The organism is Marinobacter sp. R17, from assembly GCF_003789045.1.
Classification (GTDB): Bacteria; Pseudomonadota; Gammaproteobacteria; order Pseudomonadales; family Oleiphilaceae; genus Marinobacter_A; species Marinobacter_A mangrovi.
In genome coordinates this window covers 27,481-53,617 of sequence record NZ_RHGZ01000024.1, presented here as the reverse complement: position 1 = coordinate 53,617, position 26,137 = coordinate 27,481, and the positions used below count along the sequence as shown (strand labels likewise).

Below are 26,137 nucleotides of genomic sequence, written 5' to 3'. Positions count from 1 at the left end.
GTCCTCGGGTTTGCGTCAGGCCTTTTCCTGTTCCGGCACCGGGTAGGGCAGGTCCAGGCGTGAAACTTCGCCCTTCACCCCGTCAATTGTCCAGGGCTGCGCGTCCAGGGCGGCGTGCTTGATCACGGCGAGCGCTTCCTGCCGACCGTCGTCGAAGCTGACCACGTTGACCAGTTCGCCAACGGCCTTGTCACCGGCGATCACCGACATGCCCGGGTGCAAGATTTGGTCGGCAGAGACCGCCAGGCGGAACAGGCTCTTCTTGAGCTGCCCCAGGTAGTGCATGCGCGCGATAACTTCCTGGCCGGTGTAGCAGCCTTTCTTGAAGTGAATGCCATCGACGTGTTGCAGGTTCAGCATCTGGGGGACATAGGCCTCACTGCTGTCGCTGTCGAGTTCGGCCAGGCCGGCGCTGATCTCGGCAGCCGCCCAATCCGCCGGGGTGGCGGTCGGGGCCTCCGGCAGGCGGTCGCCACTGAGGCGCCAGAATTCGTAACGGGGGACGCCTTCGGTGGTGTCCTGAACCCGGATCAGTTTGCCGTCTTCCAGTGTCAGCGCGTCACCGGTCGTGTCGAGGGTATCGGCATCGGCCGACAGGCTACGTGCCGCCTCGAGGCCCCACAGGCCAAATACCCGGGCGCTGTCGAGACTGGTCATCTCCGTGCCGCGGAACAGCATCAGGAATTTTTTCAGTTGGCTGGTGATGCGCTCTTCAATGGCCTTGGGCAGACGCAACAGGATGGCGTCTTGCTCGCCGACCAGCAGTGATACGGCATAGGCCCGGCCTTTCGGGGTGCAGGCGGCCGCTCGGCGTGCGCGGGTTTCGGTGACCTCATCCATATGCTGGCTGAGCTGGCCGTGCAGGAATTTGCGGGGATCCTTGCCGCCCACCCGATAGAGCTGGACATTGTCCAGATTGGCAAACGCATGACTCGGGCGTTGGGCGGAAGCGACTTGCGGCGCGGCGGAATCGGACATGCGCTACTCCTGTCAGACCGGTTGATTCGAAGAGGGCGATGGACTGCCGGCAAAACGAAGCCACACTCGCAAACGCCGAAAGGCGTCCGGATCGACGTTCGTGCAGAACGGCAGATTCACCAGCAGGACTGTGTGTTCCTTCAAGGTGGAGGCCTCGGGCCGCAGTTTCAAGAGTGCAACACGGCTTGTTAATCGGCTGTTGGCAGCGACGGTGACGGGGATCTCTCCACCTTCGGCCGTGCGGACCGACAACTGCTGCCGTCTCAGGCTCAATCCCGTAACCGCCTGTTGGCTTTCCAGAAGGGCAAGACGCCGCACACTGCGCCAGCCAATCCCTGCGAACACCACCGATGCCATCAAGTGGCCGGCCGGCAGGCCGGTGGTCAGCGTCAGGGCAAGACCGGCGGGTAATGCCCAGCACAGTGCCAGCAGGGCTGCCAGCGGCAGGGAGCGTTGCAGCGGCAAGTCAATCCGGCTGTACACGATCCAGGATCATATCCACGATAACCTGCAGATCCGGGTCTTCCGGGCGTTCGCGCTGCATGAACCACTGGTAGATCTGGGTATCCTCGCAGTCGATCAGCTTCTGGTAGCGCGCCTTATCGGCTTGCGGGAGGTCTGGGTAGACCTGTTCCAGGAAAGGGATCAGCAGAACATCCAGCTCCAGCATGCCGCGTCGGCTGTGCCAGTAAAGACGCTTGAATTCGACATTACGATCCATACAAAACGACCTCAGGGTGAAAACAGGTTCCGGGCGCTAGGGCGCACGGGAACGAAAAGTGGTAGGCGTCAGGATAGTGTCCCGCGCTTCGTGCAGCACTCCGGGAAAATCGAGAGTGTAGTGCAGGCCGCGGCTTTCCCGGCGTTGCATGGCCGAACAGATGATCAGGTCGGACACAGTGACCAGGTTGCGCAGTTCCAGCAGGTCGTTGGAGACCCGGTAGTTGTTGTAGAACTCGCCGATCTCCCGGGACAGCAAATCGACCCGGTGCTTGGCCCGCTGCAGGCGCTTGGTGGTGCGCACGATGCCGACGTAGTCCCACATGAAATGACGCAGCTCATCCCAGTTGTGCGAGATCACGACGTCTTCATCCGAGTCGCGGACCTGGGACTCATCCCAGGCCGGTGCCTGCGGCGGATCGGGAATGTCGTTGTCCAGCCGGGCGATGTCTTCGGCGGCAGAACGGCCGTACACCAGGCATTCCAGCAGCGAGTTGCTGGCCATGCGATTGGCGCCGTGCAGGCCGGTAAAGGCGGCTTCGCCGACCACGTAGAGCTGGTTGACGTCGGTGCGTGCCCGGTGGTCGGTCATCACGCCGCCACACGTGTAGTGGGCCGCCGGTACCACCGGTATCGGCTCCCGGGTCATGTCGATCCCGAACGCCAGGCAGCGTTCGTAGATGGTCGGGAAGTGGGTCTTCACGAAATCAGCCGGCTTATGGCTGATGTCCAGGTAGAGATGATCGGCACCGATCCGCTTCATTTCATGGTCGATCGCCCGGGCCACGATGTCCCGCGGGGCCAGTTCGCCGCGCTCGTCGAAATGTTCCATGAAGCTGGATCCATCGGGCAGCAGCAGGCGGCCGCCCTCGCCACGCACCGCCTCGGTAATCAGGAACGACTTGGCGTGCGGGTGGTAAAGGCAGGTCGGGTGGAACTGGTTGAATTCCATGTTGGCCGTGCGGCAGCCGGCTCGCCAGGCCATGGCGATGCCGTCGCCGGAGGCCCCGTCGGGATTGCTGGTATAACGGTAGGCCTTGCTGGCGCCGCCGGTAGCGATCACCACAAAGCGTGCGCGGAACAACTCGACATGACTGTCGTCAAGATTGAGCACGTAGGCGCCCACACAGCGGTTACCGGGCAGGGACAGCTTACGATGGGTGATCAGGTCGACGGCGACCCGATTCTCCAGGATTTCCACGTTGGCACACTGGCGAACCCGGTCGCTGAGCGTGTGGGAAACGGCCTGACCGGTGGCATCGGCGGCATGGATAATACGGCGATGACTGTGACCGCCTTCACGGGTGAGGTGGTACTTCTGGTCGTCATCCCGTGTAAAATCAACACCCTTGTCGATCAGCCACTCGATGCTTTCGCGGCTGTGTTCGACCGTGAAGCGCACGGCGTCTTCATGGCACAGGCCGGCGCCGGCGTTCAGCGTGTCCCGGATGTGTGCCTCGACGCTGTCCTCTGAATCCAGGACGGCGGCGATACCGCCCTGGGCCCACAGCGTGGAGCCACTGGTCAGTTCGCCTTTGCTGATGACGGCGGCTTTCATATGGGCGGGCAGGTTGAGTGCGACACTCAAGCCGGCGGCACCACTGCCGATAATCAGCACATCATATTGGTGGGACTGTGGCATCTGTTCGGTATCGCGGGCCATAATGAGGGCGCTATTGAACTAAACTTTACGGCTGCTGTCTATTTGGCCACACGGGCTTACCTGCCACAAGTCAGGGTTGGCAGAGAGCCTTCAAGTCAAGTGCGAATGGGACTGCAGCATGACGTTATCCAGATTGCCAACTTCGGCCCTGCGGGACTGCCGTACGAGTTCGGGGGAGGGCACCCCGGAGAAAGCCACGGTAACCTCCCTGCCAGAGCGCCCGAATGCAGGCGGCCAAACGGCGAAGAAACCGGTGACAGAGAGCACGCCACAGTCTCCCTCTGAAAGTCAGACCGACAAACAGCTCATCCAGCGCGTCAAGCGGGGTGACCGGTCTGCGTTCGATCTTCTGGTGCTGAAGTACCAGTCCCGCGTGGCATCCATTATCAGCCGCTATACCAACGACTCCCAGGACATTCTGGATCTCACGCAGGAAACATTCGTCAAGGCCTACCGCGCGGTGGAACGCTTCCGCGGTGACAGCGCCTTCTATACCTGGCTTTACCGGATTGCGGTGAATACCGCCAAGAATTTCCTGGAATCCCGCGGGCGGCGCCCGCGTGGCAGCATGGAGGCCGAGGAAGCCGAACGGCTCGATTCCGGTGATTGGTTGCGCGATGTGGCCACCCCGGAGAAACTGATGCAGCGCGAGGAAATGTATGAAGCCATGCAGCGCGCGATCAGCGGTTTACCGGAAGAGTTGCGTTCGGCCCTGTTGTTGCGGGAATACGAGGGTCTGAGCTATGAAGACATCGCCCGGATCCTGGAATGCCCGATCGGAACGGTACGCTCGCGGATATTCAGAGCACGGGATGCCGTGGACCGCGAGCTGGCCCCGATGTTGAGTGCAGACTGAGTGTCTACAGAATTTAAAACGGTGTTGTTGATTTTGAGGTGCATGCGCAATGGATGATCGTCTGAGAGAGACGCTGTCAGCCATGATGGATGATCAGGCCGACGAACTGGCTGTGCATCGTCTGTTGTCTCGTGCCGGTGAACCGGAAATCCGGGAGCAGTGGCAGAGATGGCAGCAACTGCGCAATCTGATGCATGACGAGCGTCGTGACCTGGCCACGGTGGATGTCAGCAGCGCAGTTCGCGACGCTATCGATGCCAATGCCGAATTGCCTGAACGAGACGCCGATGCGAAGGCGACCAACCCGTCACGGCGCTCCCTGCGCTGGTCGGCGGTGGCCGCGGTGTCCATGGCCCTGCTGGTCGGCTTTGGCGCGGGGGCTCACTGGGGCATTTCCGATGAGACCGGTGCCGGTGCCCTGACAGCGGGTCTGGGTCTGGACGGCAATGACGACGATGACGCCCAGGATACGCCCCGCGTGCCTGAAATTGCCCTGCAGGGGTTGGATGACGAACAGCGGGAGCAAATGAGCCGCTATCTGCTTGAACACGCCCAGCATAACAGTGTGGGCATGGGGTACGGCTCGATGGGTTATGCCCGGGTGGCCAGCGTGTCGACCGGCCTGCGCTGATCCCATGGCCCATTCAGGAATCAACAGACGTCACACCTTCCTCACCCGGCTGGCCTGTGGTGTGAGTGCCTGGGTGCTTTCGGCTTCGGTCTGGGCCGGGGATATGCCCACCACCGCCGAAGGCTGGCTCGAACAGATGGGACCGGCGCTGAACACCACCAGCTACAAAGGGGTGTTCGTCTATAGTCGGGGGGATCAGGTCAGCTCCATGCGCATCGCCCACCGATTCAAGGATGGAGAGGTGCAGGAGCGCCTGGTGATCCAGGATGGCGACCAGGGCGAGATTATCCGCCGGGGTGGCCGCGTGTTCTGCATACTGCCTTCCCATGGCCGCATTCAACTGGATGCCATGCTGCCGTCCGGTCCCTTCTCCGAAGTCTTTTCCGACAAGATGGCGCCTGTCCGGCGCTGGTACGCGGCCAGGCTGCTTGACGACGATCGGGTGGCCGGACACAAGGCGGTGGTCGTCGCCCTTAATCCCAAGGACATTCATCGCTACCGCTATCGGCTGTGGCTCGAGAAAACCTCAGGACTGTTGGTCAAAAGCCAGGTGCTGAGCAACGACGACAAGGTGCTGGAGCGTTTCCAGTTCACCATGCTCGAGCTGACCAAGGACATTCCGGACAGTGAATTCCGTATCCCCTCGCAGGAGTCGACCCGCAAGCTGGCTGTCGGCGGGGCGCATCCGGCACCGCCTCCCTCTCCGCCACCGCCCATGCCAAACGTGACCTGGAAACTCAGCTGGCATCCGGAAGGGTTCCAGGCAACGCCGGCCCCGCATCCGCCAGGAGGGCAGGCAATCGCGTTCTCCGACGGACTGGCTTCCTTCTCGGTGTTCGTTGCACCCGTGGGGAACATGGATATGCCGACCGGTATTTCACGGATCGGCGCCACCACGATCTTCATGAGCAAGCTGATAGCAGGTGATCAACGTCATCTGGTGACGGTGGTTGGGGAAATTCCGCCGGAAACGGCTGTCAAAGTGGCTCAATCGATTCGGATTGAAAAGGAATCGGCACCGCAGGCGGAGGAAAAGTCGGCCGCCAAAGCGGACACCGCTGTGGTGCCCGGAGACGATCATGATTGAGGAAAGTGGGACCGTCGTTGCCGAGATTGACGACGCCGTCTGGGTGCAGACCATTCGCCAGAGTACTTGCGGCAGCTGCAGCGCCCGTAAAGGCTGCGGTCAGGGGGCGCTGGCCAGTATGACCGATGGCCGAGCCAATCAGGTTCGGGTGCACAACCCACTCGGCGCCCGCGTGGGTGACCAGGTCACGCTCGGTATCGAGGAATCGCAATTGTTGAAGGCGTCGCTGCTGGTATATGCCTGGCCCCTGGTGGCCCTGCTGCTGGGCGCCATGGTTGCGGCGGCTCTCTGGCCCGGCCAGGACGGGCCGGCCATTCTGGGGGGCGCCCTGGGATTGGCCGTCGGTTTTGGAGCGCTTCGAAAAAGTTCCCGTGATCGACGCAAGAACCCTGGGTTTGAACCGGTCCTGTTGCGTGTTGATCTGCATCATGTGGCGGTCGAGCCAGTCACTGTGCGGGATTCGGGCCCGTTGGGGGCGCCCTGACCGGGACCGGGCTCCGCATAACATTTCCTTAATTTGAAACGGCAGAGTCTGCCTAGAAAATAGACGTGTCCATTCTGTAAAACCCAACCAAATTCTGGAGTGAGGTATGCCCCAAAAGAACCTGAGAGTCTGGTTTGCGCCCATTCTGGCGTTCATGATGCTGCTGGCAAGCCGCGCCCATGCCGAGTTGCCTGATTTTACCGGGCTGGTGAAGGAGAACTCGTCGGCTGTGGTCAATATCAGCACGACGCAGAACCCCAAATCTCAGGCAGGGATGCCATTTGACCAGCGTCAGCTGGATCAGATGCCCGAATTCTTCCGCCGCTTCTTCGAAGGGCCCAATGGCCCGCAACAGCCCGGCCAACAGCAGCCGCTGCATTCCATGGGGTCCGGTTTCATTGTCTCCGAGGATGGCTACATCCTGACGAACAACCACGTGGTGGAAGGGGCCGACGAAATCATCGTGCGCCTGAGCGATCGTCGTGAACTCAATGCCAAGGTGATCGGCACGGACCCGCGCTCGGACATCGCCGTGCTGAAGATCAAGGCCGACCACTTGCCGGTGGTCAAGATGGGCCACTCCAGCGACCTGCAGCAGGGTGAGTGGGTTTTCGCGATCGGGTCGCCGTTCGGCTTCGATTACACCGTGACCGCGGGCATCGTCAGCGCCATCGGCCGTTCACTGCCTTCCGAGAACTATGTCCCGTTCATCCAGACGGATGTGGCCATCAATCCGGGTAACTCCGGCGGCCCGCTGTTTAACCTCGACGGTGAAGTGGTCGGCATCAACTCCCAGATTTATACCCGCTCTGGTGGCTTCATGGGTGTGTCCTTCTCGATTCCCATCGACGTGGCCATGAACGTATTCCATCAGATCAAGGACCAGGGCTTCGTTTCCCGTGGCTGGCTGGGCGTGCTGATCCAGGAGGTCAACCGGGATCTGGCCGAGTCGTTCGGCCTGAAGCGTCCACGCGGTGCGCTGGTGGCTGAAGTGCTGCCGGACTCGCCGGCGGAGGCTGCCGGTCTGCAACCGGGCGACATCATCCTGGAATACAACGGTGAGCCGATCAATCTGTCCTCCGATCTGCCACCGATGGTGGGGCGCACCAAGATCAACGAGTCGGCCGAGTTGACGGTGCTGCGCAACGGTGATGAAAAGGAGCTGGAAGTCACCATCGGCAAGCTGCCGGAAGACCGTCAGGCGAGCACCGGTGAGGAGCCGTCTCCCTCCGTGAGTAATGGCCCGCTGGGACTGTCCGTTGCCGACCTGACCGCCGACCAGCGTCAGCAGCTGGGTATCAAGGATGGTGTCCTGGTACAGAACGTTGGAACGGGTCCGGCTCTGGATGCGGGGATTCGTCCCGATGACGTGATCCGCAAGCTCAACAACGAGACCGTGAGCTCGGTGGACGACTTCCGCCGGATTGCCGGCGACCTGCCCAAGGGCAAGGCGATCCCGGTTCTGGTCATGCGCGAGGGGCAGTCGACGTTCCTCGTCATCAAGACCGAGAAGTAACCCTGTCGGCGCCGGCGTCCCGTCGGCGCTTTCTTCCTTTCCGTCATTTGAACCCGTCGTGGCACGATCCACGACGGGTTTTGCTATACTCCCCGGTTTAAAATTGATCAGGGCCCGGAGCCCCCCGACCCAGGGGCTGCGGGTGCATTTCTGACCGTGGGCGTCGTGCCCCGACTCAATGGATTGAAGTAATGGCGAAGGAAGTAACCCTGGGGCAACTGGCCCGACGCTCCTCTTCTCGCATAGCCTGGCTGGTCTTGCTGATTTCCCTGCTGTTGACCGCCGGTGCCTGGCAGTTTTCCATCCGTCTGGTCCAGGATCGGACCCAGGCGCGTTTTGAAAACCAGTCCATGCAGTTGAAGACGGCCATCGAGGAGCGGCTGCTCAACTATGAACAGGTGCTGGCCGGCAGTGCCGGCCTGTTTGCCGTCGCCGACCTGGTTGGGCATGACGACTGGCGCCTGTACGTCAACAAGCTGGACATCAACCGCTACTATCCGGGTATCCAGGGCATTGGCTACACCGCCCGGGTGGAAGGGGATGAAATCAAGGACTTCGTGCGCAGGATCCGGGACCAGGGGCTGCCGGATTACCTGATCAATCCCGCCGGTGTGCGCGCCGAGTATCACCCGATCGTGTTCCTGGAACCCAGTACCCAGCGCAACAAACGCGCCTACGGCTACGACGCGTTCGGTGATCCCACCCACCGCATTGCCATGGAAGAAGCCCGCGATACCGGTAAGGCCACCATGACCGGCAAGGTGGTCCTGGTGCAGGAGCAGGTGGACGACGAACAGGCCGGCTTCCTGATGTATTTCCCGGTCTACCAAGGCGACAAGGTGCCCAATATCCTGGAAGAGCGGCGCATGCGATTGCGCGGCTTCGTGTTCAGCGCCTTCCGCATGAACAACCTGATGGACGGGATCGTCGGCCTGATTGCGCCGTTCCTCGACGTGCGCATCTACGACAGCGACGTGCCGGTGAAGGAGGACCTGATGTACGCCTCCAACCTGGGCTCGCTGGACGACGACTACACCTTTGAGATGACCCAGAAGGTCGAGCACGGCGGGCGCACGTGGCTGCTGCAGACGCACACCACGCCGGCGTTTGATTTTCGCTCATCGGATCCGCGGCCGCTGATCGTGCTGGTAGCCGGCGTCATCATCAGTTTGTTGCTGTTCGCGTTCTCCCTGGCGATGATCCGTTCGCGACTATTGGCCCAGATCAACGCCGGTCGTTATCGGGCCATCACCGAGGGCGCCAGCAACATCACGCTGATTCTCGACCAGAAAGGGCAGACCCAGTACGTCAGCCCATCGTCCGAGACGATTCTCGGCTACGATCCGGGCAGCGTTCCCAACCTGCAGCTCGAAGACCAGGTGCATCCGGACGACTGGCCCCAGCTGCAGCATTGTTTCGATCAGGCGCTCACCGAGCCGGGCAAAGGGCTGCCGGTGGTGCATGCCCGTATCCGCGATGCCCAGGGTGAATGGCGTGACATGGAAGGCACCTACACCGCGATGACCGACGTACCCGGGGTCAACGGTGTGGTGGTCAGTCTGCGCGACCTGACTGAACTCAAGGCCGCCCAGACAGAGCTGCATCGCCTCGCGTTCTACGATCCGCTGACCGGGTTGGCCAACCGCCAGTTGTTCCGTGACCGTCTGGAGCACGTGATTCGCCGCTGTAAGCGCAGTGGCAATGCCGCCGCCCTGATGTTCCTGGACCTGGATGGCTTCAAACGGATCAACGACACCCTGGGCCACGATGTGGGCGATCACCTGTTGCAAACGGTGGCCGGCTGGCTCAGCGGCTGTGTGCGCGAGGAAGACTCGGTGGCCCGGTTGGGCGGCGACGAGTTTGTCGTATTGCTGTCGGAGGTGAGCGGTTCGGATGCGGCCCTGGCGGTGGCAGAAAGTATCCTGCGCCGGCTGTGCCAGCGGGTGCGTCTGGGTGAGCATGAGGTTGGCGTGACCGTGAGTATCGGTCTGGCCATGATCCCCGGTGACAGTGAAGACGCCACCTCGCTGATGAAGTACGCGGATCTGGCCATGTACCGGGCCAAGGAGCTGGGGCGCAACAACGTCCAGTTCTTCACCTCGGCGCTGAACATCCAGGCGGCCCGTCGCCTGCTGCAGCAGGAGGAGCTGAGCAACGCCCTGGATGCGGACCGCTTTGTGCTCCACTACCAGCCCAAGTTCGACCTGGAGAAGGATCACATCCTCGGCGTCGAAGCCTTCCTGCGCTGGCAACACCCGGATCGGGGGCTGGTGCCGGCCCAGCAGTTCATCAATCTGGCGGAAGAGTCGGGCCTGATTGTCCGTCTCGGTGAAATGGCGCTGCGCCAGGCCTGTATCCAGATCCAGGCGCTGGAGCGGGCCGGATTCGGTGAGCTGAAGATTTCCGTGAACCTGTCGTCGCGGCAGGTGACCGATCCCAACTTCCTCGATATGTTCCGGCGGGTCATCACCGAGACCGGTGTCAAACCGGAGCAGCTGGAACTCGAATTGCCGGCGGACCTGCTCAACGAAGAGCCGGACGTGGTGCATCCGCTGATGACGGCACTGCACGATATCGGCGTCTACCTGATTCTCGACAACTTCGGAGCCGGCAACTGCTCGCTGGCGGCGATGCAGCGCCTGCCGTTGCATGCGGTGAAGATCGACCAGGTCTTCATTCGCGACATTCCCTACAACGCCACCGCCACCGACGTCACCTCGGCCGTGATTGCGCTGGCTCACAAGCTGCACCTGGCGGTCATTGCCGAGGGCGTGGAAACGCCGCAGCAACTCGCCTTCCTGCGCGCCAACGGCTGCGCCCAGGGGCAGGGCAACCTGTTCAGCTACCCGCTGGATGAAGACGCCCTGATCGGATTCCTGGTGCGACAGCAGGAAAGAAACAGCTATTGAAAGGGGCGTCATGAGATCCTGTGACGACGGCGCCAAGTCCGGCGCCGTCGTTTTCACGGGCTCTTGTCGGGTCTGCATAAATCCTGATCGGCTTACATGGCAATAGCGCCGCTTAACCGGTAAAATCAGCCTTCCCAAATCTGCCGCCGGTCCAGCGCCGGCGCGCCGGACATTTTTCTGACGTGAGACACCCGATTCTGTGACTGACCTGAGCCACATCCGTAACTTTTCCATCATCGCCCATATCGATCACGGAAAATCCACGCTCGCTGACCGCTTTATCCAGGTCTGCGGCGGCCTGACCGACCGGGAAATGGCCGAACAGGTCCTGGACTCCATGGACCTGGAGCGTGAACGGGGGATCACCATCAAGGCGCAGAGTGTGACCCTGCGCTACAAGGCCCGGGACGGCATTGAATACGAACTCAACATGATCGACACCCCGGGCCACGTGGACTTTTCCTACGAGGTGTCCCGCTCGCTGTTTGCCTGCGAAGGCGCCTTGCTGGTGGTGGATGCCGGGCAGGGTGTCGAAGCCCAGTCCGTGGCCAACTGCTACACCGCCATCGAGCAGGGGCTGGAAGTGGTGCCGGTTCTCAACAAGATGGACCTGCCCCAGGCCGAGCCGGATCGCGTCGCCCAGGAGATCGAGGACATCATCGGCATCGAGGCCACCGAGGCGGTGCGCTGCAGCGCCAAGACCGGCCTGGGCGTCGAGGACGTGCTGGAAGAGCTGATCCGTCTGGTGCCGCCGCCCCAGGGGGATACGGAAGGCCCGTTGCAGGCGCTGATCATCGATTCCTGGTTCGACAACTACCTGGGCGTCGTCTCACTGGTTCGGGTACGCCAGGGCTCACTGCGCAAAGGCGACAAGATCCTGATCAAATCCACCGGCCGCGCCTGGCAGGTGGACAAGGTGGGGATTTTTACGCCCAAGCCCACCGATACCGGTGTGCTGGGTACCGGTGAGGTCGGCTTCGTGATCGCCGGCATCAAGGATATCAAGGGCGCCCCCGTGGGCGATACCATCACGCACCAGAATACGCCGGATACGGCCATGGTGCCGGGCTTCCAGAAGGTCAAGCCGCAGGTCTATGCCGGCCTGTTCCCGGTCAGTTCCGACGACTACGACGACTTCCGGGAAGCGCTGGACAAGCTGACCCTGAACGACGCGTCCCTCTTCTTCGAGCCGGAAAGCTCCGACGCCCTCGGTTTCGGTTTCCGTTGTGGTTTCCTGGGCATGCTGCACATGGAGATCATCCAGGAGCGGCTGGAACGGGAGTACGACCTGGACCTGATTACCACCGCGCCGACGGTGGTGTTCGAGGTCCTCACCAAGCAGAACGAAACGCTGTACGTCGACAACCCGTCGCGCCTGCCGGACATCGGCAGCATCGAGGAAATGCGCGAGCCGATTGTCGAGGCGAACATTCTGGTGCCGCAGGAGCACCTGGGTAACGTCATCGCCCTGTGCGAAGAAAAGCGCGGTGTGCAGAAGAACATGCTGTTCCTCGCCAGCCAGGTGCAGTTGACCTATGAGCTGCCGATGGGTGAAGTGGTTCTCGATTTCTTCGATCGGATCAAGTCCGCCAGTCGCGGTTTTGCCTCACTGGATTATCATTTCAAACGATTCCAGACCGCGGACCTGGTGCGCCTGGATATCCTGATCAACGGCGACCGGGTGGATGCGCTGGCGCTGATCGTCCATCGCAATCAGTCCCATCACCGTGGCCGGGCGGTCCTGGAAAAGATGAAGGAACTTATTCCGCGGCAGATGTTCGATATTGCCCTGCAGGCCGCAATCGGCAATCACGTCATCGCGCGTCAGACCGTCAAGGCACTGCGCAAGAACGTGACGGCGAAGTGCTACGGCGGTGACGTCAGCCGGAAGAAGAAGCTGTTGCAGAAACAGAAAGAAGGTAAAAAGCGCATGAAGCAGCTTGGTAATGTCGAGGTGCCCCAGGAAGCGTTTCTTGCCGTACTGCGCGTCGACAACTAGGACCCAAGCATGGATATCGATTTTCCCCTGATCCTCGTCACCCTGACGTTCGCCACCGGCCTGATCTGGCTGGCAGACCGGCTGTTCCTGCGGTCACGACGGGAGGCCCGTCTGTCAGAATCCTCCAGCGGCGGCACCGGCAGTGTCCCGCCCGGAGAACGCACCGGCGAGGAGCAGGAGGAGGCCAGCGAGCCCTACCTGGTCGAACTCAGCCGGTCCTTTTTCCCGGTCCTGGCGATCGTCCTGGTGCTGCGCTCCTTCCTGGTGGAGCCGTTCCAGATTCCCTCCGGTTCCATGTTGCCGACCCTGCAGGTGGGCGACTTCATCCTGGTCAACAAATTTGCCTACGGCTTGCGACTGCCAGTACTGAGAACCAAGATAGTACCGATCGGTGAGCCGGAGCGCGGGGACGTCATGGTCTTCAAATACCCCAAGGATGGCGAGACCAACTATATTAAACGGGTGATCGGCCTGCCGGGGGACAAGATCAGCTATCACGACAAGACCCTGGCGATTAACGGCAAGGTGATCGAATCCGATTTCGTCGCCAATCTGCCGCCGGTGGAGTTGCGTGAAGAGAACCTGGAAGGCGTGCATCACAACATTCTTCTCAACCACACCCGACGCGGGCTGGATGGGGAAGGGGACTGGGTCGTTCCCCAGGGGCACTACTTCATGATGGGGGACAACCGCGACAACAGTAACGACAGCCGGTACTGGGGCTTCGTTCCGGAAGATCTGGTGGTGGGCAAGGCCTTTGCCATCTGGATGCACCTGGAGTCCTGGATCCCGAGCTTTGATCGCGTCGGCCTGATCAAGTAGTCGGAATGCCCATGTTCGGCCATTCCGGAATCATGGAATAAAAAGAGAGAAATCAATGAAGACTCAACGTGGCGCTTCCACCCTGGGGATCCTCATCGCTGTCCTTTTTTTCGGCAGCCTGATCACCCTGGTGATCAAACTGGGGCCGATCTACCTGGACGACATTACCATTCAGGAGGCCATCGAGAGCCTGAATGACACCGACAACCTGGACAATCTGAGCGTCCGCGATGTCCAGACCCTGATCCGCAAGCGCCTGAGCGTCAACAACGTCGACGGGTTTGACGAGAAGCTCATCAAGGTCCACAAGGAAGATGGCAAGGTACACATCGACCTTGAGTACGAGGTGCGCACGGATCTGTTCCAGAATGTGGACGCCGTTGTCCACTTCAATCACGCCTACGAGATGACAGGTCAGTGAGGGTAAGCGAAATCGAATTGGGCCGCCTCCAGAAGCGTCTGGGTTACCAGTTCCGGGATCCGGAGCTGTTGACGCTGGCGCTGACCCACCGGAGCCATGGCAACCAGAATAACGAGCGCCTGGAATTCCTGGGTGACTCGATCGTGAATATGGTCATCGCCGAGCATCTGTACCGGCATTTCGAGAATGCCCGGGAAGGTCAACTCAGCCGTCTGCGCGCGCGCATGGTGAAAGGCGTGACGCTGGCGGAAATCGGCCGGGAATTCAGCCTTGGTGACTACCTGCGTATGGGCTCCGGGGAGCTCAAGAGCGGCGGTTTCCGGCGTGACTCGATCCTGGCGGATGCCGTGGAATCGGTGATCGGGGCCATGTATCTGGACAGCGATTTTCACACCTGCCGGGCGCGGGTGCTGGACTGGTTCAACGAGCGGCTGGAGCGACTCGACTTGCAGGATACCCAAAAGGATCCCAAGACGCGCCTGCAGGAATACCTGCAGTCCCGCCAGTATCCGCTGCCACGCTACGACGTCATTTCCATCGAAGGCGAGGCGCACGCCCAGACATTCCACGTGGAGTGCGCCTTACCGTCCCTGGACCGCAAGACCACCGGCGTCGGCGGCAGTCGTCGCGTCGCCGAACAGCAAGCCGCGCGCAACGCCCTGAAATCACTGGGTGTGGAGAATAATTGATGATCGACCCCACCCAACCCGACAACCCCGACAGCCGCTGTGGTTTTGTCGCCATCGTCGGCCGCCCCAATGTGGGCAAGTCCACGTTGCTCAACCATATCCTGGGCCAGAAGCTGAGCATCACCTCGCGCAAGCCCCAGACCACACGCCACCAGGTGCTGGGTATCCAGACCCGGGGTGACGTGCAGGCCATCTACGTCGATACGCCGGGCATGCACGAGGAAGAACCGCGGGCCCTGAATCGCTACATGAACCGCGCAGCGTCCTCGGCATTGAAGGATGTGGACGTCGTGGTGTTCGTGGTTGACCAGACCCACTGGACCACGGCGGACGACATGGTCCTCAAGAAGCTGGAAAACGTGAAGGCACCGGTGATCCTGGCCGTCAACAAGGTGGACAAGATCGAGAAGCGTGACGTCCTGCTGCCGCATCTGGCGGAGCTGGCCAAGAAATACGACTTTGCCGAGATCATTCCGCTGTCGGCTCTGCGTGAACAGAATCTGGAACCACTGGAAAAGGCCGTCGACCGCCTGTTGCCAGTCAGCATTCATTTCTATCCGGACGACCAGTTGACCGACCGCAGCCAGCGTTTCCTGGCCTCGGAAATCGTGCGCGAGAAAATTACCCGCCAACTGGGGGCCGAGTTGCCTTATTCGGTGGCTGTCGAGATTGAGGAATTCAAGCAGGACGGCAAGGTGCTGCACATCGCCGCGCTGATCCTGGTGGAGCGCGACGGCCAGAAGAAAATCCTCATCGGCGACAAGGGTGAGCGCATCCGTCGTATTGGCCAGGAAGCCCGCATCGATATGGAGAAGTTGTTCGACAGCAAAGTCATGCTGCGACTCTGGGTCAAGGTGAAGAAAGGTTGGGCCGACAGCGACCGGGCGCTCAAAAGCCTGGGCATGGATGACTTCTGAGGCGGCCGTTGGGCAACCATCCGGATGACGTCAGGAGACGACCTGAAGCATGACTGACAGGGTCGACCAGGAACCCGGCTATGTCCTGCATCGCCGGAACTACCGTGAAACCAGCCTGATGGTGGACCTGTTCTCCCTCAATCACGGTCGCCTGACGGTGGTGGCGCGCGGTGCCAACAGCCCGAAAAGCCCCCTCAAGGCCCAGTTGCAACCGTTTCAGCCCATGCTGCTGGCCTGGCAGGGACGCTCCGATCTTAAAACGCTGACCTCGGCCGAAAGCCGCATGGGTCCGGACCTGCGCCGGACCGAGCGGCTGTACTGTGGCCTCTATCTGAACGAATTGCTGCAGCGCCTGCTGCCCCCGGCAGAGCCCTTCCAGACCCTGTTCGCCCACTACATCGAAACCCTGGATGCCCTGGCTGAAACGGACGATTTCGAGCCCACCCTGCGGCGCTTCGAGTGGCGCCTGATCGAGGCGATGGGCTACGCCTTCGACTGGGCGATGACGATGGATACCGGCACGCCCGTGACGATCGGCGGTGACTACTACTATGATCCGGAGCAGGGACTGCAACGCGAGCCCGGCCCCGGCAGTCTGCTGCGGGGTTTGCGTGGCGAAGTGCTGCTGGAACTGGCGGATCACCGGCTGGAGTCTGTGGAAGCTCGGCGCACGGCCAAACGCGTGATACGGGTGCTGATCGATCATCTCTTGCAGGGGCGCCCGTTGCACAGCCGATCCCTGTTCACCCAATCGCGAGGAGACAAGCATGAATCCTAGAGTGTTGCTGGGCGTCAACGTGGACCACGTGGCGACGCTGCGCCAGGCCCGTGGAACCCGCTACCCGGATCCGGTCCAGGCTGCCCTGTTGGCGGAAGAAGCCGGTGCCGACGGAATTACCATTCATCCGCGGGAGGATCGGCGCCACATCCAGGATCGGGACGTGATGCTGATGCGGGACATGCTCAACAGCAAGATGAACCTGGAGATGGCGGTCACCGATGCCATGCTTGCGTTTGCCGAGCAGGTGCGTCCGCCGTGCGTGTGCCTGGTGCCGGAGAAGCGGGAGGAGCTGACCACCGAGGGCGGCCTGGACGTGGCCGGTCAGGAAGAGCGGGTGGCCCGGGCCTGCGAGCGGCTCGCGCGCATCGGCGCTGAAGTGTCCCTGTTTATCGACGCCGATCAGGACCAGATCGATGCCGCCGCGCGTTGCGGTGCCCCGGTCATCGAGATCCACACCGGCCACTACGCCGACGCGGAAACGCCCGAGGCCGTGGAAGCGGCCTTCAAACAGGTGGCCAATGGCGTTGCCTATGCCCGTTCACTGGGACTGATCGTCAATGCCGGTCACGGCCTGCACTATCACAATACCGAACGGGTGGCGGCGATCCCGGGCATCAATGAGTTGAACATTGGCCACAGCATTATTGCCCGGGCCCTGTTCACCGGGATGAAAGAGGCCGTACGGGACATGCGGGCCATCCTCGACAAGGCCGTCGAGTCGCGTTAACCGACGGGATGCTCGCCCGGTCAGGTCGGGTCGGCGGTGGCGCCGACCTGGCCGCGGAACATGCCCTGCCAGTCCGTCTCCTCGGACCAGATCAACAGGCGGTCGATGGCCGCCATCAGCGAACGGGTCAAGGGTTCGCGCTCGTCGCTGTCCCGTTTGATGGCCGTTTCCAGCGTCTCCGCGATACTGCGCAGTTCCGGTACCCCGCAGTAGCGGGTGGCGCCGTGCAGCTTGTGTACCCGCTCCAGCAATTCGGCGTTGTCGCCTTTCTCAAGCAGTTCCCGAATGCTGCTCTGGTCGAACGTCACCTGCTCCAACAGCATGCTGAACAACTCCTCGGCCAGATCCGCCTTGCCGGCGGCGAGTCGAATACTTTCTTCAATGTCTACGCAGGGCAGCTGTTTCTCCCGGCTGGACGGGCGGATGCTGCGCTGCTGGGTCTCGTGTCGCGAGGTCGTGGGCCGCTCGTCAACGATGCCTGGACCGCGGTAGCCGGTGTGCCGGTACAGGGTGTCCAGCAATTGCTGGTTGCTCACCGGCTTGGCCAGGTAGCCGTCGAAGCCCTGGCGCAGCAGGCGATCCTTCTCTTCCGACAGCGCGTGAGCGGTCAGGGCAATGATGGGCACCGGCGGCTGCCGGTCGTCCAGGTGGCGGATGCGGCCGGTGGTTTCCAGCCCGTCCATGCCCGGCATCTGCAGGTCCATGAAGATCAGATCGAAGCGGGTCTGGCGGGCCTTGCTCAGCGCCTCGAAGCCGCTGGTGGCGCCTTCCGCATGCACCTTGCAATCGGCCAGCAGCGTCAACACCAGCTTCAGGTTGGCGTCGTTGTCGTCCACGGCCAGCACGCGGGGCGTCTGGTCCGACGCGGGCGGCGGCAGCTCGGCCGGCCGATTGTCGGGCAACGCCTGATCCGGGGCGTGGGTGCCGTGAATCAGCATGAACAGCTCATCGTAGAGACGGTCACGGCATACCGGTTTGGACACATGCCCGCTGGAAACGCCCGCCAGATGGCCGTCCTGATCGTCCAAGGTGGGGGTCAGCAGCAGGGTGCGGCAGTCCCGCTCTACTTCCAGTGTGTGGAACATTTCCCGGTACTGGCTGGAGTGCAGGAGGTGACGGGTGACGCCGATCATGGCCACGGCGTAGCCGCGGTTTTCGTACTGGGCCTGTTCCACCTTCTCCAGCAGATCGCCGGGTGAGGTGGCTTCGTCGACGCTGATGCCCCAATCTCGCAGCAGGTGGGTCACTGACAGGGCGGTGGTTTTCTGCTGTTCGAGATAGATCACCCGTTCGCGTTGCAAGCCATCCCGCGGCGCAGGCGGCTCGGCATTGCGGGCCACTTCGGTGGCCAGGGTAAACCAGAACGTGGAGCCGCGGCCGAGTTCGCTGTCCAGCCCGATGTCGCCGCCCATTTCTTCCACCAGACGTTTGGAAATCACCAGTCCCAGCCCCGTTCCGCCATACTGGCGAGCGGTCGACGCGTCGGCCTGGCTGAAGGCGTTGAACAGGGATTGCTGCTGGGCCCGGGACAGCCCCACGCCGGAATCGGTGACGCTGAACCGCAGGACCACGCGGAAGCCTTCAGCGTCCTCCTCTTCCAGGCTGGCGCGCAGCACCACTTCGCCGGTCTGGGTGAACTTGATGGCGTTGTTGACCAGGTTGGTAATGACCTGCTTCACCCGCAGCGGGTCACCCATGACGGTGTCCGGCACGTCGCTGTAAATCAGCGGCACCAGGTCGAGGTTCTTGGCATGGGCGCCGGGAGCCAGCATTACCATGACTTCCTCGATGGTATCGCGCAGACCGAAGGGAATGCGGTCCAGCACGAGCTTGCCGGCCTCGATCTTGGAGAAGTCGAGGATGTCGTTGATGATGGTCAGCAGGATTTCCGAGGACTTGCGGATGGTGTTGAGGTGGTCCCGCTGCTGCTGGGTGGCCGGCGTCTTAAGCAGCAGTTCGGTGAAGCCGATGATCCCGTTCAGTGGCGTGCGGATTTCGTGGGACATGTTGGCCAGGAATTCGGACTTGATGCGGCTGGCCTCCAGCGCTTCCTTACGGGCCAGGTCCAGTTCGATATTCTGGATCTCGATGGTCTCCAGGGTTTCCCGCAGGTCCTCAGTGGCCTGGTCGATGTTCTGCTGCATTTCCGCCTGGGCTTCGCTCAGCTCCTGGGCCATGGCGTTGAGGCCGGACTCCAACTGCTCGAACTCCGGTCCGGCCCGGGTGTGGACGCGGGTCTTGAGGTCGCCTCCCTTGAGTTTGGCGACCGCCGAGTTCAACTCGAAAATAGGGTCAGTTACGTTGCGACTCATGCGCAGGGCAATCAGCACGTTCAGCGCGATCCCGCCAAGGATGAGCAGCAGACTGATCAGCAGGGCCTTGTAACGCTCGGCGTCGGTGCGGGTGTGGGACATTTCCACGGCGGCCCAGCCAATCGGCTCGACGGCGCTGGGGGCGGTCTTGCGGGACTCCATGTCGAGCATGCTGTCGATCATCAGGTCCTGCAGGAATACCGGGGCGATAAAGACAGAGCTGTTCTCGCCGGGCAGCGTCACGGTTTTCTTGTCGGTCAGCTTCTCATCACCAATTTCGTCGGACAGGCTGGGACCGGTGTGCAGCAGGCGTTTGCCCTTGGCGTTGAAAAAGGTGATGGAGCGAACATCCTGCTCTTCGAGCAGCGCATTGGAGAGGTTGTTCAGCAGGCTGCGGTTGCCGGTGAACATGCCGTATTCAGAGGCGGCGGCCAGTTGCCGGGACAGGGATTCGCCGCGGTCCCGCAGCAGGTGCTCGATGTTGCCGACCCAGCTCTGGGTGAAGAAGATCCCCAGAATCAGCGTGGTGAGGATGGTCGGCACCAGCGTGACAAAAATGACTTTCTTGCGAATACCCCAGCGTCGCATCGTGCGCTTCCTGATTCCGTCAGCAGGCCTTGTACCGGTTCGTCCATGAGCCTTCCGGAAGTACAAAGCGTCGTCCCTGATTCTTATTGGCACTTCGGCGTCGGGTAATTCGACCACCGGCAAGCCATACTCTCTTGATCGTGAACCCCGACAGAATCGGGAATCGCATCACCGGTCACCCGGCCAGGTAACAGAAAGCCATTTCGCCAGACCCGCTTAGAACCTGCGGTCATTTTAGTAGCGACAAGCTGTATTGGGATACCGGCTGCGATGCGCGTATGATGCGTCGTCAGAGTGTATCACAGCTTGCGGCGGCTGCCGGTGAACCGAACCGACAGTTTTTCCCACAAGTTATTGCTGTCAGGAGTCCGAAAATCCATGCATTTTCCCACCATTGAAGACTACGTCGGTCATACGCCCCTGGTGCGCCTGCAGCGCCTGCCGGGTGACACGTCCAATGTGATTCTGGCCAAGCTGGAAGGCAACAATCCCGCCGGTTCGGTCAAGGACCGGCCGGCCATCAGCATGATCCAGGAAGCCGAGCGCCGCGGCGACATCAAACCGGGCGATACCCTGATCGAGGCGACCAGTGGTAACACCGGTATTGCCCTGGCCATGGCGGCGGCCATCAAGGGCTACCGCATGGTGCTGATCATGCCGGCGAACATGAGTGAGGAGCGCCGGGCTTCCATGCGTGCCTATGGGGCGGAGATCGTCACCGTCAGCAAGGAAGAAGGCATGGAAGGGGCTCGCGACCTGGCGGCTCAGATGCAGCAGGAAGGCAAGGGGCTGGTGCTTGACCAGTTCGCCAACCAGGACAATCCGCTGGCGCACTACCGCACCACCGGGCCGGAAATCTGGGAGCAGACTCAGGGGCGGATCACCCACTTTGTCAGCTCCATGGGAACCACCGGCACCATTATGGGCGTTTCCCGCTACCTCAAGGAGCGCAATCCGGATATCAAGATCGTCGGGTTGCAACCCTCGGACGGTTCCTCCATTCCGGGTATCCGTCGCTGGCCCCAGGAATACCTGCCCAAAATCTACGATGCCGCCCGGGTCGATCAGGTGCTGGATGTCGATCAGAAAGACGCTGAAGACACCATGCGGGCGCTGGCCCGTGAAGAGGGGATCTTCTGCGGTGTCTCGTCCGGCGGGGCCATCGCTGCCGCGCTGCGCCTCTCGGAGCAGGTTGAGAATGCCGTTATCGTCGCCATTATCTGTGACCGGGGCGACCGGTACCTGTCCACCGGCGTTTTTCCCGGCGCCTGAAGTTGAATGAGGCGGGCCGAAACCGGCCCGCCAAGCCTGACCGGAATACCTGATGAGTAAACGACGTAGAAGAAAAGTCCTGCCTGCCGAACCGATCCACTGCCACATTGAAAAGCTGAGTCACGATGGCCGGGGGATTTGCCACCTCGACGGCAAGACCCAGTTCGTGGATGCCGCCCTGCCGGGCGAGTCGGTGATGGCCAAATACGTGAGCACGCGCCGCAGCTTCGATGAACTGCGGGCGCTGGAGGTGCTCGAGGCGTCGCCGGAACGCGAGACGCCGCCGTGCGAGTTCGCCGATCTGTGCGGCGGCTGCAGCCTCCAGCATATGGCGCCGGATGCCCAGATTGCGTTCAAGGAACAGACACTGAAAGAACACTTTGCCCATTTTGGGGGCATTGAGCCGGAAGAGTGGATCGCGCCGATGCGCTCGCAAGGACTGGGCTATCGTCGCAAGGCTCGCCTGGGCGTGCGCTTCGTGCCCAAGCGCGATGCGGTTCTGGTGGGCTTCCGGGAGAAGCGCAACAGCTTCCTGACCGATATCGACCGTTGTGTAGTGATGGACCCCCGCATCGGCGAGCGGATCAGTGACCTGCGTGAACTTTTCTACAGCATGGAGGCCTACCGTACCATCGCTCAGGTGGAAGTGGCCTGCGGTGACGATGTGGCCGCCATGGTTTTTCGTAACATGGAGACCCTGTCTGAAAGCGACACGGACAAACTGATCGCTTTCGGAAAGGCGCATGAATTGCATATCTATTTGCAGCCGAAAGGGCCCGATACGGTTCACCGGATCTGGCCGGAGAGCGCGGGGCGGGATGACGAGCGTCTGTCCTATCGACTGGATGATTTTGACGTCACCCTGCAGTTCCACCCGATGGACTTCACGCAGGTGAATGCCGAGATCAACCGCAGCATGGTGCGCCAGGCGCTGGACTGGCTGGCCCCGCAGGACGACGAGCGGGTCCTGGACCTGTTTTGCGGTCTGGGTAACTTTACGCTGCCATTGGCCCGCAAGGCGGGCCAGGTCGTCGGTGTGGAAGGTGACGATGCCATGGTAGTGCGCGGCCGGGAAAACGCCGAGCTGAACGGTCTGGACAACATCCGTTTTCACGGCGCCAACCTGCAGGGCGATTTTACCGGTGAGGCCTGGGCCGCCGAGGGGTTTGACAAGATCCTCATCGACCCGCCCCGGTCCGGTGCCCAGGAAGTCTGTGAATACCTCACGGCTTTCGGGGCCCGCCGCATTGTGTATGTATCTTGCAACCCGGCGACACTCGCCCGGGATGCCGGCGTGTTGGTGGACAAGGGCTATCGTCTGGTCAAGGCCGGGGTGATGGATATGTTCCCGCACACCACGCATGTTGAATCAATGGCCCTGTTCGAGCGCGTTTAACGCAGCCTCGACGCCAAATACAACAACACGGGGCCGGTGTTGCGAATGCCCTGGGAGGCTGCAGCAGGCGGTACAGGCGCCGCCAGGTAACCAGTCTTCCTGTTCGCGACAGTCATAAAGGGAAAGTGGACCGCTATGGTGAAGGTTCGAGAAGATTACGCCGTGACCACGGATGGTCAGGTGGACATCGAAGGTTGGGTCCGGCACATCCAGGCCCAGACCACCCTTGAGGATGTGGATCAGTTTCGTCGTGCCTGCGAGAAGGCCGCGCTCATCGATCTGCAGGCCGTTCGTGAAGACCGGCTGTGGGCGCCGGGTGCCAGCAGTTTTCGCACCGGCGTCGAGATGGCCCAGGTGCTGGCGGAACTGCACCTGGACCAGACGGCCCTGGTCGCCGCCATCCTGTATCGGGCGGTTCGTGAAGAGCGGGCGACCCTCGAGGAGATCCGCGAGGAATTCGGCGACGATGTCGCCCGTCTGATCGATGGTGTCCAGCAGATGGCTGCCATATCGTCCCTGCATCATCCGCTCAAGGGCAACGTGCTGGGCCAGAGCCAGGGGCAGTTGGACAACGTCCGCAAGATGCTTGTGACCATGATCGACGATGTCCGTGTGGCCCTGATCAAGCTGGCGGAACGGACCTGTGCCATTCGGGCGGTCAAGAGTGCGCCCCCGGAAAAGCGCATGCGCGTCGCCCGTGAAGTGTTCGACATCTACGCGCCGCTGGCTCACCGCCTGGGGATCGGTCACATCAAGTGGGAACTGGAAGACCTCTCGTTCCGCTACCTGCACGAATCCGCCTACAAGAAAATCGCCAAACTGTTGGATGAAAAGCGTCTGGACCGGGACCAGTACGTCAAGCGCGTCCTGGCGGACATCAAGCATGAGCTGGATCTCGCCGGCATTCAGGGCGAACTGTCGGGCCGGGCCAAGCACATCTACAGCATCTGGCGGAAAATGCGTCGCAAGGGCATCGACTTCAGCCAGGTCTACGACGTGCGCGCCTTCCGGATCCTGGTGCCTACGGTGCGCGATTGTTATTCCGCACTCGGCATCGTGCATAGCCTGTGGCGGCACATTCCCAACGAGTTCGACGACTACATCGCCAGCCCCAAGGAAAACGGGTATCAGTCCCTGCACACCGCGGTGATCGGGCCCGAGGGCAAGGTGATGGAAGTCCAGATCCGGACCCGCGCGATGCACGAGGAGGCGGAGTTGGGCGTGTGTGCCCACTGGCTTTACAAGGGCATGGACACCGGCAACAAGTCCACCGGCTACGAGGCCAAGATCAATTGGCTGCGCCAGGTGCTGGAATGGCAGGAGGATCTGGGCGACCTGTCGGGCCTGGTGGATCAGCTCAAGACCGACGTCACGCCGGACCGGGTCTACGTCTTCACGCCCGAGGGTCATGTGGTGGATCTGCCCCAGGGCGCGACGCCGGTGGACTTCGCCTACCGGGTGCATACCGAGGTGGGGCATGCGTGCCGCGGAGCCAAGGTGAACGGGCGCATCGTGCCGTTGACCTATCCGCTGAAGACCGGCGACCAGGTGTTCATCCTGACCTCCAACAACCCGGCACCCAGCCGCGACTGGCTGAACTCCAGCCTGGGCTACATCCAGACCTCGCGGGCGCGGGCCAAGGTGACCCACTGGTTCAAGGAACAGGATCGTGACCGCAACGTGGTTGACGGCCGGGCCATCCTCGAGGACGAATTCAAGCGCCTGTCGATCTACGAAGTCGATCTGACCCAGCTGGCGCAGAAGGTGAATTACCAGACGGCCGACGACATGTTTGCCGCCGTGGGTGCCGGCGACCTGCGCCCGACCCATGTGGCCAACATCGCCCAGCAACTGGTGGAGCCACGACGTCAGCAACTGGATCTCAAGCTCCAGGGCACCCGCCACCAGACCTACGATGCCGATTCGGACATCCAGATCCAGGGGGTGGGCAAGCTCAAGACCCAGGTGGCGAAGTGCTGCAAGCCACTGCCCGGCGACCCCATCGGCGGCTACATCACGGTGGGGCGGGGCGTGACCGTACACCGGCAGGATTGCCTGACCTTCCTGCACCTGCGCGAGTACGAACCGAACCGTATCATCGAGGTGAACTGGGGCGGTCGCCAGGAGGCGGTCTACCCGGTGGACATCGAGATCGAGGCCTACGACCGGTCCGGTCTGTTGCGGGACATCACCACCATCCTGGCCTCGTCCCGGACCAACGTGCTGGCGCTGAATACCCTGTCCAACAAGGACGACAATTCCGCCACCATGACCGTCACCGTCGAGATCGAGAGCCTGGAGCAGCTGGCCAAGCTGCTGGCCCAGATCCGCAACCTGCCCAACATCATGGGCGTTCGACGCAAGCGCAGCCAGTAACCGTGGAGTGAAGCATGTCCCGAACCTATGACATCGACGACCTCAAAACACTGATGGCGCGCCTGCGCGATCCGGAGATCGGCTGCCCGTGGGACTGCAAGCAGGACTTCCGCAGCATCGTGCCTCACACGCTGGAAGAAGCCCACGAAGTGGCCGACGCCATCGAGCGGGAAGACTATCCCCACCTGAAGGACGAGCTGGGTGACCTGCTGTTCCAGGTGATCTTCTATGGCCAGTTGGGGGCGGAAGCGGACCACTTCGATTTCGATGCCGTTGTCGATCACCTGGTGCGCAAGCTGATTCGCCGTCACCCACACGTCTTTCCCGAAGGCACGCTGGAAAGCCGTGTGGATCCGGCCAACCGGCCCACCGACGAGCAGATCAAGGCCAGCTGGGAGCGCATCAAGGCGGAAGAGCGGGCGGCCAAGCCCGAGCCGGTCTCTGAAACCAGCCGGCTGGACGGCATTGCCGGGTCGTTGCCGGCGATGGTGCGCGCCGAGAAGTTGCAGCGCCGGGCGGCCAGCCATGGTTTTGACTGGCCCGACATTGAACCGGTCTTCGACAAACTGCACGAGGAAATCGACGAGCTCAAGGAAGCCTGGGCTCATACGCGGCAGCACCCTGACGATCGTGATGCGCTGGAAGACGAGCTGGGGGACCTTTTATTCGTGTGCGTGAATCTGGCACGCTTCCTGAAGGTCAATCCGGAACAGGCGCTGAGACGCACCAATCGGAAATTCGATGCACGCTTTCGGGCCATCGAGCGGGAGCTTGCCTCACAAGGGCGCGAATTCGATGACCAGACACTCGAGCAACTGGATGCCATCTGGCAATCCGTAAAGGGTGTCGAAAAAGCCGCGAACGACAGCTGACGTGCCACCCGGTCTCACTGCTGAATACCGTTACGCAGAGCGTTGATTCGGAAGCAGACTAGGTACAATCCGTAACGATATCACGCAGTAAGCCGCACATCGTTCAGCTACACTTTCAGTA

The 26,137-nt window shown here is 61.7% G+C and carries 22 protein-coding genes; 17 read left to right on the top strand and 5 right to left on the bottom strand.

Annotated elements, in window-relative coordinates:
- Positions 1-15: 15 nt before the first annotated feature.
- The 4 genes from EB809_RS15980 to nadB are packed head-to-tail and all read right to left on the bottom strand — an operon-like array spanning position 16 to position 3,340.
- Positions 16-978, bottom strand: a complete 963-nt coding sequence (locus EB809_RS15980) for a YgfZ/GcvT domain-containing protein (RefSeq protein ID WP_123635833.1) — start codon at positions 976-978, stop codon at positions 16-18.
- A 12-nt stretch (positions 979-990) separates the two neighbouring features.
- The gene (locus EB809_RS15975) at positions 991-1,443 is read right to left on the bottom strand and encodes a hypothetical protein (protein WP_123635832.1); all 453 of its coding nucleotides are present in this window, start codon (positions 1,441-1,443) and stop codon (positions 991-993) included.
- 1 nt (position 1,444) lies between these two features.
- Positions 1,445-1,699, bottom strand: a complete 255-nt coding sequence (locus tag EB809_RS15970; RefSeq protein ID WP_123635831.1) for a succinate dehydrogenase assembly factor 2 — start codon at positions 1,697-1,699, stop codon at positions 1,445-1,447.
- Positions 1,700-1,735: 36 nt separating this feature from the next.
- Complete coding sequence (gene nadB / locus EB809_RS15965) at positions 1,736-3,340, bottom strand: L-aspartate oxidase (protein ID WP_190294933.1); 1,605 nt, start codon at positions 3,338-3,340, stop codon at positions 1,736-1,738.
- Positions 3,341-3,479: 139 nt separating this feature from the next.
- Here nadB and rpoE point away from each other — a divergent pair, with 139 nt between their 5' ends.
- From rpoE to pdxJ, 13 genes are all read left to right on the top strand, one after another.
- A complete protein-coding gene (gene rpoE / locus EB809_RS15960; protein WP_223808001.1) occupies positions 3,480-4,217 on the top strand; it encodes an RNA polymerase sigma factor RpoE in 738 nt (245 codons plus the stop codon).
- Between the two features lie 49 nt (positions 4,218-4,266).
- A complete protein-coding gene (locus EB809_RS15955) occupies positions 4,267-4,848 on the top strand; it encodes a sigma-E factor negative regulatory protein (protein ID WP_123635829.1) in 582 nt (193 codons plus the stop codon).
- Positions 4,849-4,852: 4 nt separating this feature from the next.
- Positions 4,853-5,935: a MucB/RseB C-terminal domain-containing protein gene (locus tag EB809_RS15950; protein WP_223808000.1), complete on the top strand. Its 1,083-nt coding sequence runs from the start codon at positions 4,853-4,855 to the stop codon at positions 5,933-5,935.
- Positions 5,928-6,419, top strand: a complete 492-nt coding sequence (locus EB809_RS15945; RefSeq protein ID WP_123635828.1) for a SoxR reducing system RseC family protein — start codon at positions 5,928-5,930, stop codon at positions 6,417-6,419. The genes EB809_RS15950 and EB809_RS15945 overlap by 8 nt, the downstream gene beginning before the upstream one ends.
- A gap of 106 nt (positions 6,420-6,525) precedes the next feature.
- On the top strand, positions 6,526-7,935 hold the full coding sequence (locus EB809_RS15940) for a DegQ family serine endoprotease (protein ID WP_123635827.1): 1,410 nt from the start codon (positions 6,526-6,528) through the stop codon (positions 7,933-7,935).
- Between the two features lie 191 nt (positions 7,936-8,126).
- Positions 8,127-10,844 (top strand): EAL domain-containing protein, encoded by a 2,718-nt coding sequence (locus EB809_RS15935; protein WP_123635826.1) that lies wholly within the window; start codon positions 8,127-8,129, stop codon positions 10,842-10,844.
- Positions 10,845-11,043: 199 nt separating this feature from the next.
- On the top strand, positions 11,044-12,843 hold the full coding sequence (gene lepA, locus EB809_RS15930; RefSeq protein ID WP_123635825.1) for a translation elongation factor 4: 1,800 nt from the start codon (positions 11,044-11,046) through the stop codon (positions 12,841-12,843).
- Positions 12,844-12,852: 9 nt separating this feature from the next.
- A complete protein-coding gene (gene lepB, locus EB809_RS15925) occupies positions 12,853-13,665 on the top strand; it encodes a signal peptidase I (RefSeq protein WP_123635824.1) in 813 nt (270 codons plus the stop codon).
- Positions 13,666-13,720: 55 nt separating this feature from the next.
- Positions 13,721-14,086, top strand: coding sequence for a DUF4845 domain-containing protein (locus EB809_RS15920; protein WP_123635823.1), 366 nt, complete (start codon positions 13,721-13,723; stop codon positions 14,084-14,086).
- Positions 14,083-14,775, top strand: coding sequence for a ribonuclease III (rnc, locus tag EB809_RS15915; protein ID WP_123635822.1), 693 nt, complete (start codon positions 14,083-14,085; stop codon positions 14,773-14,775). Before EB809_RS15920 ends, rnc begins: the two co-directional genes overlap by 4 nt.
- Positions 14,775-15,692: a GTPase Era gene (gene era / locus EB809_RS15910; protein WP_123635821.1), complete on the top strand. Its 918-nt coding sequence runs from the start codon at positions 14,775-14,777 to the stop codon at positions 15,690-15,692. The genes rnc and era overlap by 1 nt, the downstream gene beginning before the upstream one ends.
- A 49-nt stretch (positions 15,693-15,741) precedes the next feature.
- Positions 15,742-16,470: a DNA repair protein RecO gene (gene recO / locus EB809_RS15905; protein ID WP_123635820.1), complete on the top strand. Its 729-nt coding sequence runs from the start codon at positions 15,742-15,744 to the stop codon at positions 16,468-16,470.
- A complete protein-coding gene (gene pdxJ / locus EB809_RS15900) occupies positions 16,460-17,200 on the top strand; it encodes a pyridoxine 5'-phosphate synthase (RefSeq protein ID WP_123635819.1) in 741 nt (246 codons plus the stop codon). The genes recO and pdxJ overlap by 11 nt, the downstream gene beginning before the upstream one ends.
- 20 nt (positions 17,201-17,220) lie before the next feature.
- On the opposite strand, the gene EB809_RS15895 is transcribed toward pdxJ, so the two are convergent.
- Positions 17,221-20,100 (bottom strand): response regulator, encoded by a 2,880-nt coding sequence (locus EB809_RS15895; RefSeq protein ID WP_123635818.1) that lies wholly within the window; start codon positions 20,098-20,100, stop codon positions 17,221-17,223.
- A gap of 378 nt (positions 20,101-20,478) precedes the next feature.
- Here EB809_RS15895 and cysM point away from each other — a divergent pair, with 378 nt between their 5' ends.
- The 4 genes from cysM (at position 20,479) to mazG (ending at position 26,016) form a co-directional block, all read left to right on the top strand.
- Entirely contained in the window at positions 20,479-21,372 is an 894-nt protein-coding gene (gene cysM, locus EB809_RS15890; RefSeq protein WP_123635817.1) for a cysteine synthase CysM, read from the top strand.
- Positions 21,373-21,424: 52 nt separating this feature from the next.
- Complete coding sequence (rlmD, locus tag EB809_RS15885; protein ID WP_123635816.1) at positions 21,425-22,768, top strand: 23S rRNA (uracil(1939)-C(5))-methyltransferase RlmD; 1,344 nt, start codon at positions 21,425-21,427, stop codon at positions 22,766-22,768.
- Between the two features lie 135 nt (positions 22,769-22,903).
- Positions 22,904-25,144, top strand: coding sequence for a GTP diphosphokinase (relA, locus tag EB809_RS15880; protein ID WP_123635815.1), 2,241 nt, complete (start codon positions 22,904-22,906; stop codon positions 25,142-25,144).
- A 14-nt stretch (positions 25,145-25,158) separates the two neighbouring features.
- A complete protein-coding gene (mazG, locus tag EB809_RS15875) occupies positions 25,159-26,016 on the top strand; it encodes a nucleoside triphosphate pyrophosphohydrolase (protein WP_123635814.1) in 858 nt (285 codons plus the stop codon).
- Positions 26,017-26,137: the final 121 nt, after the last annotated feature.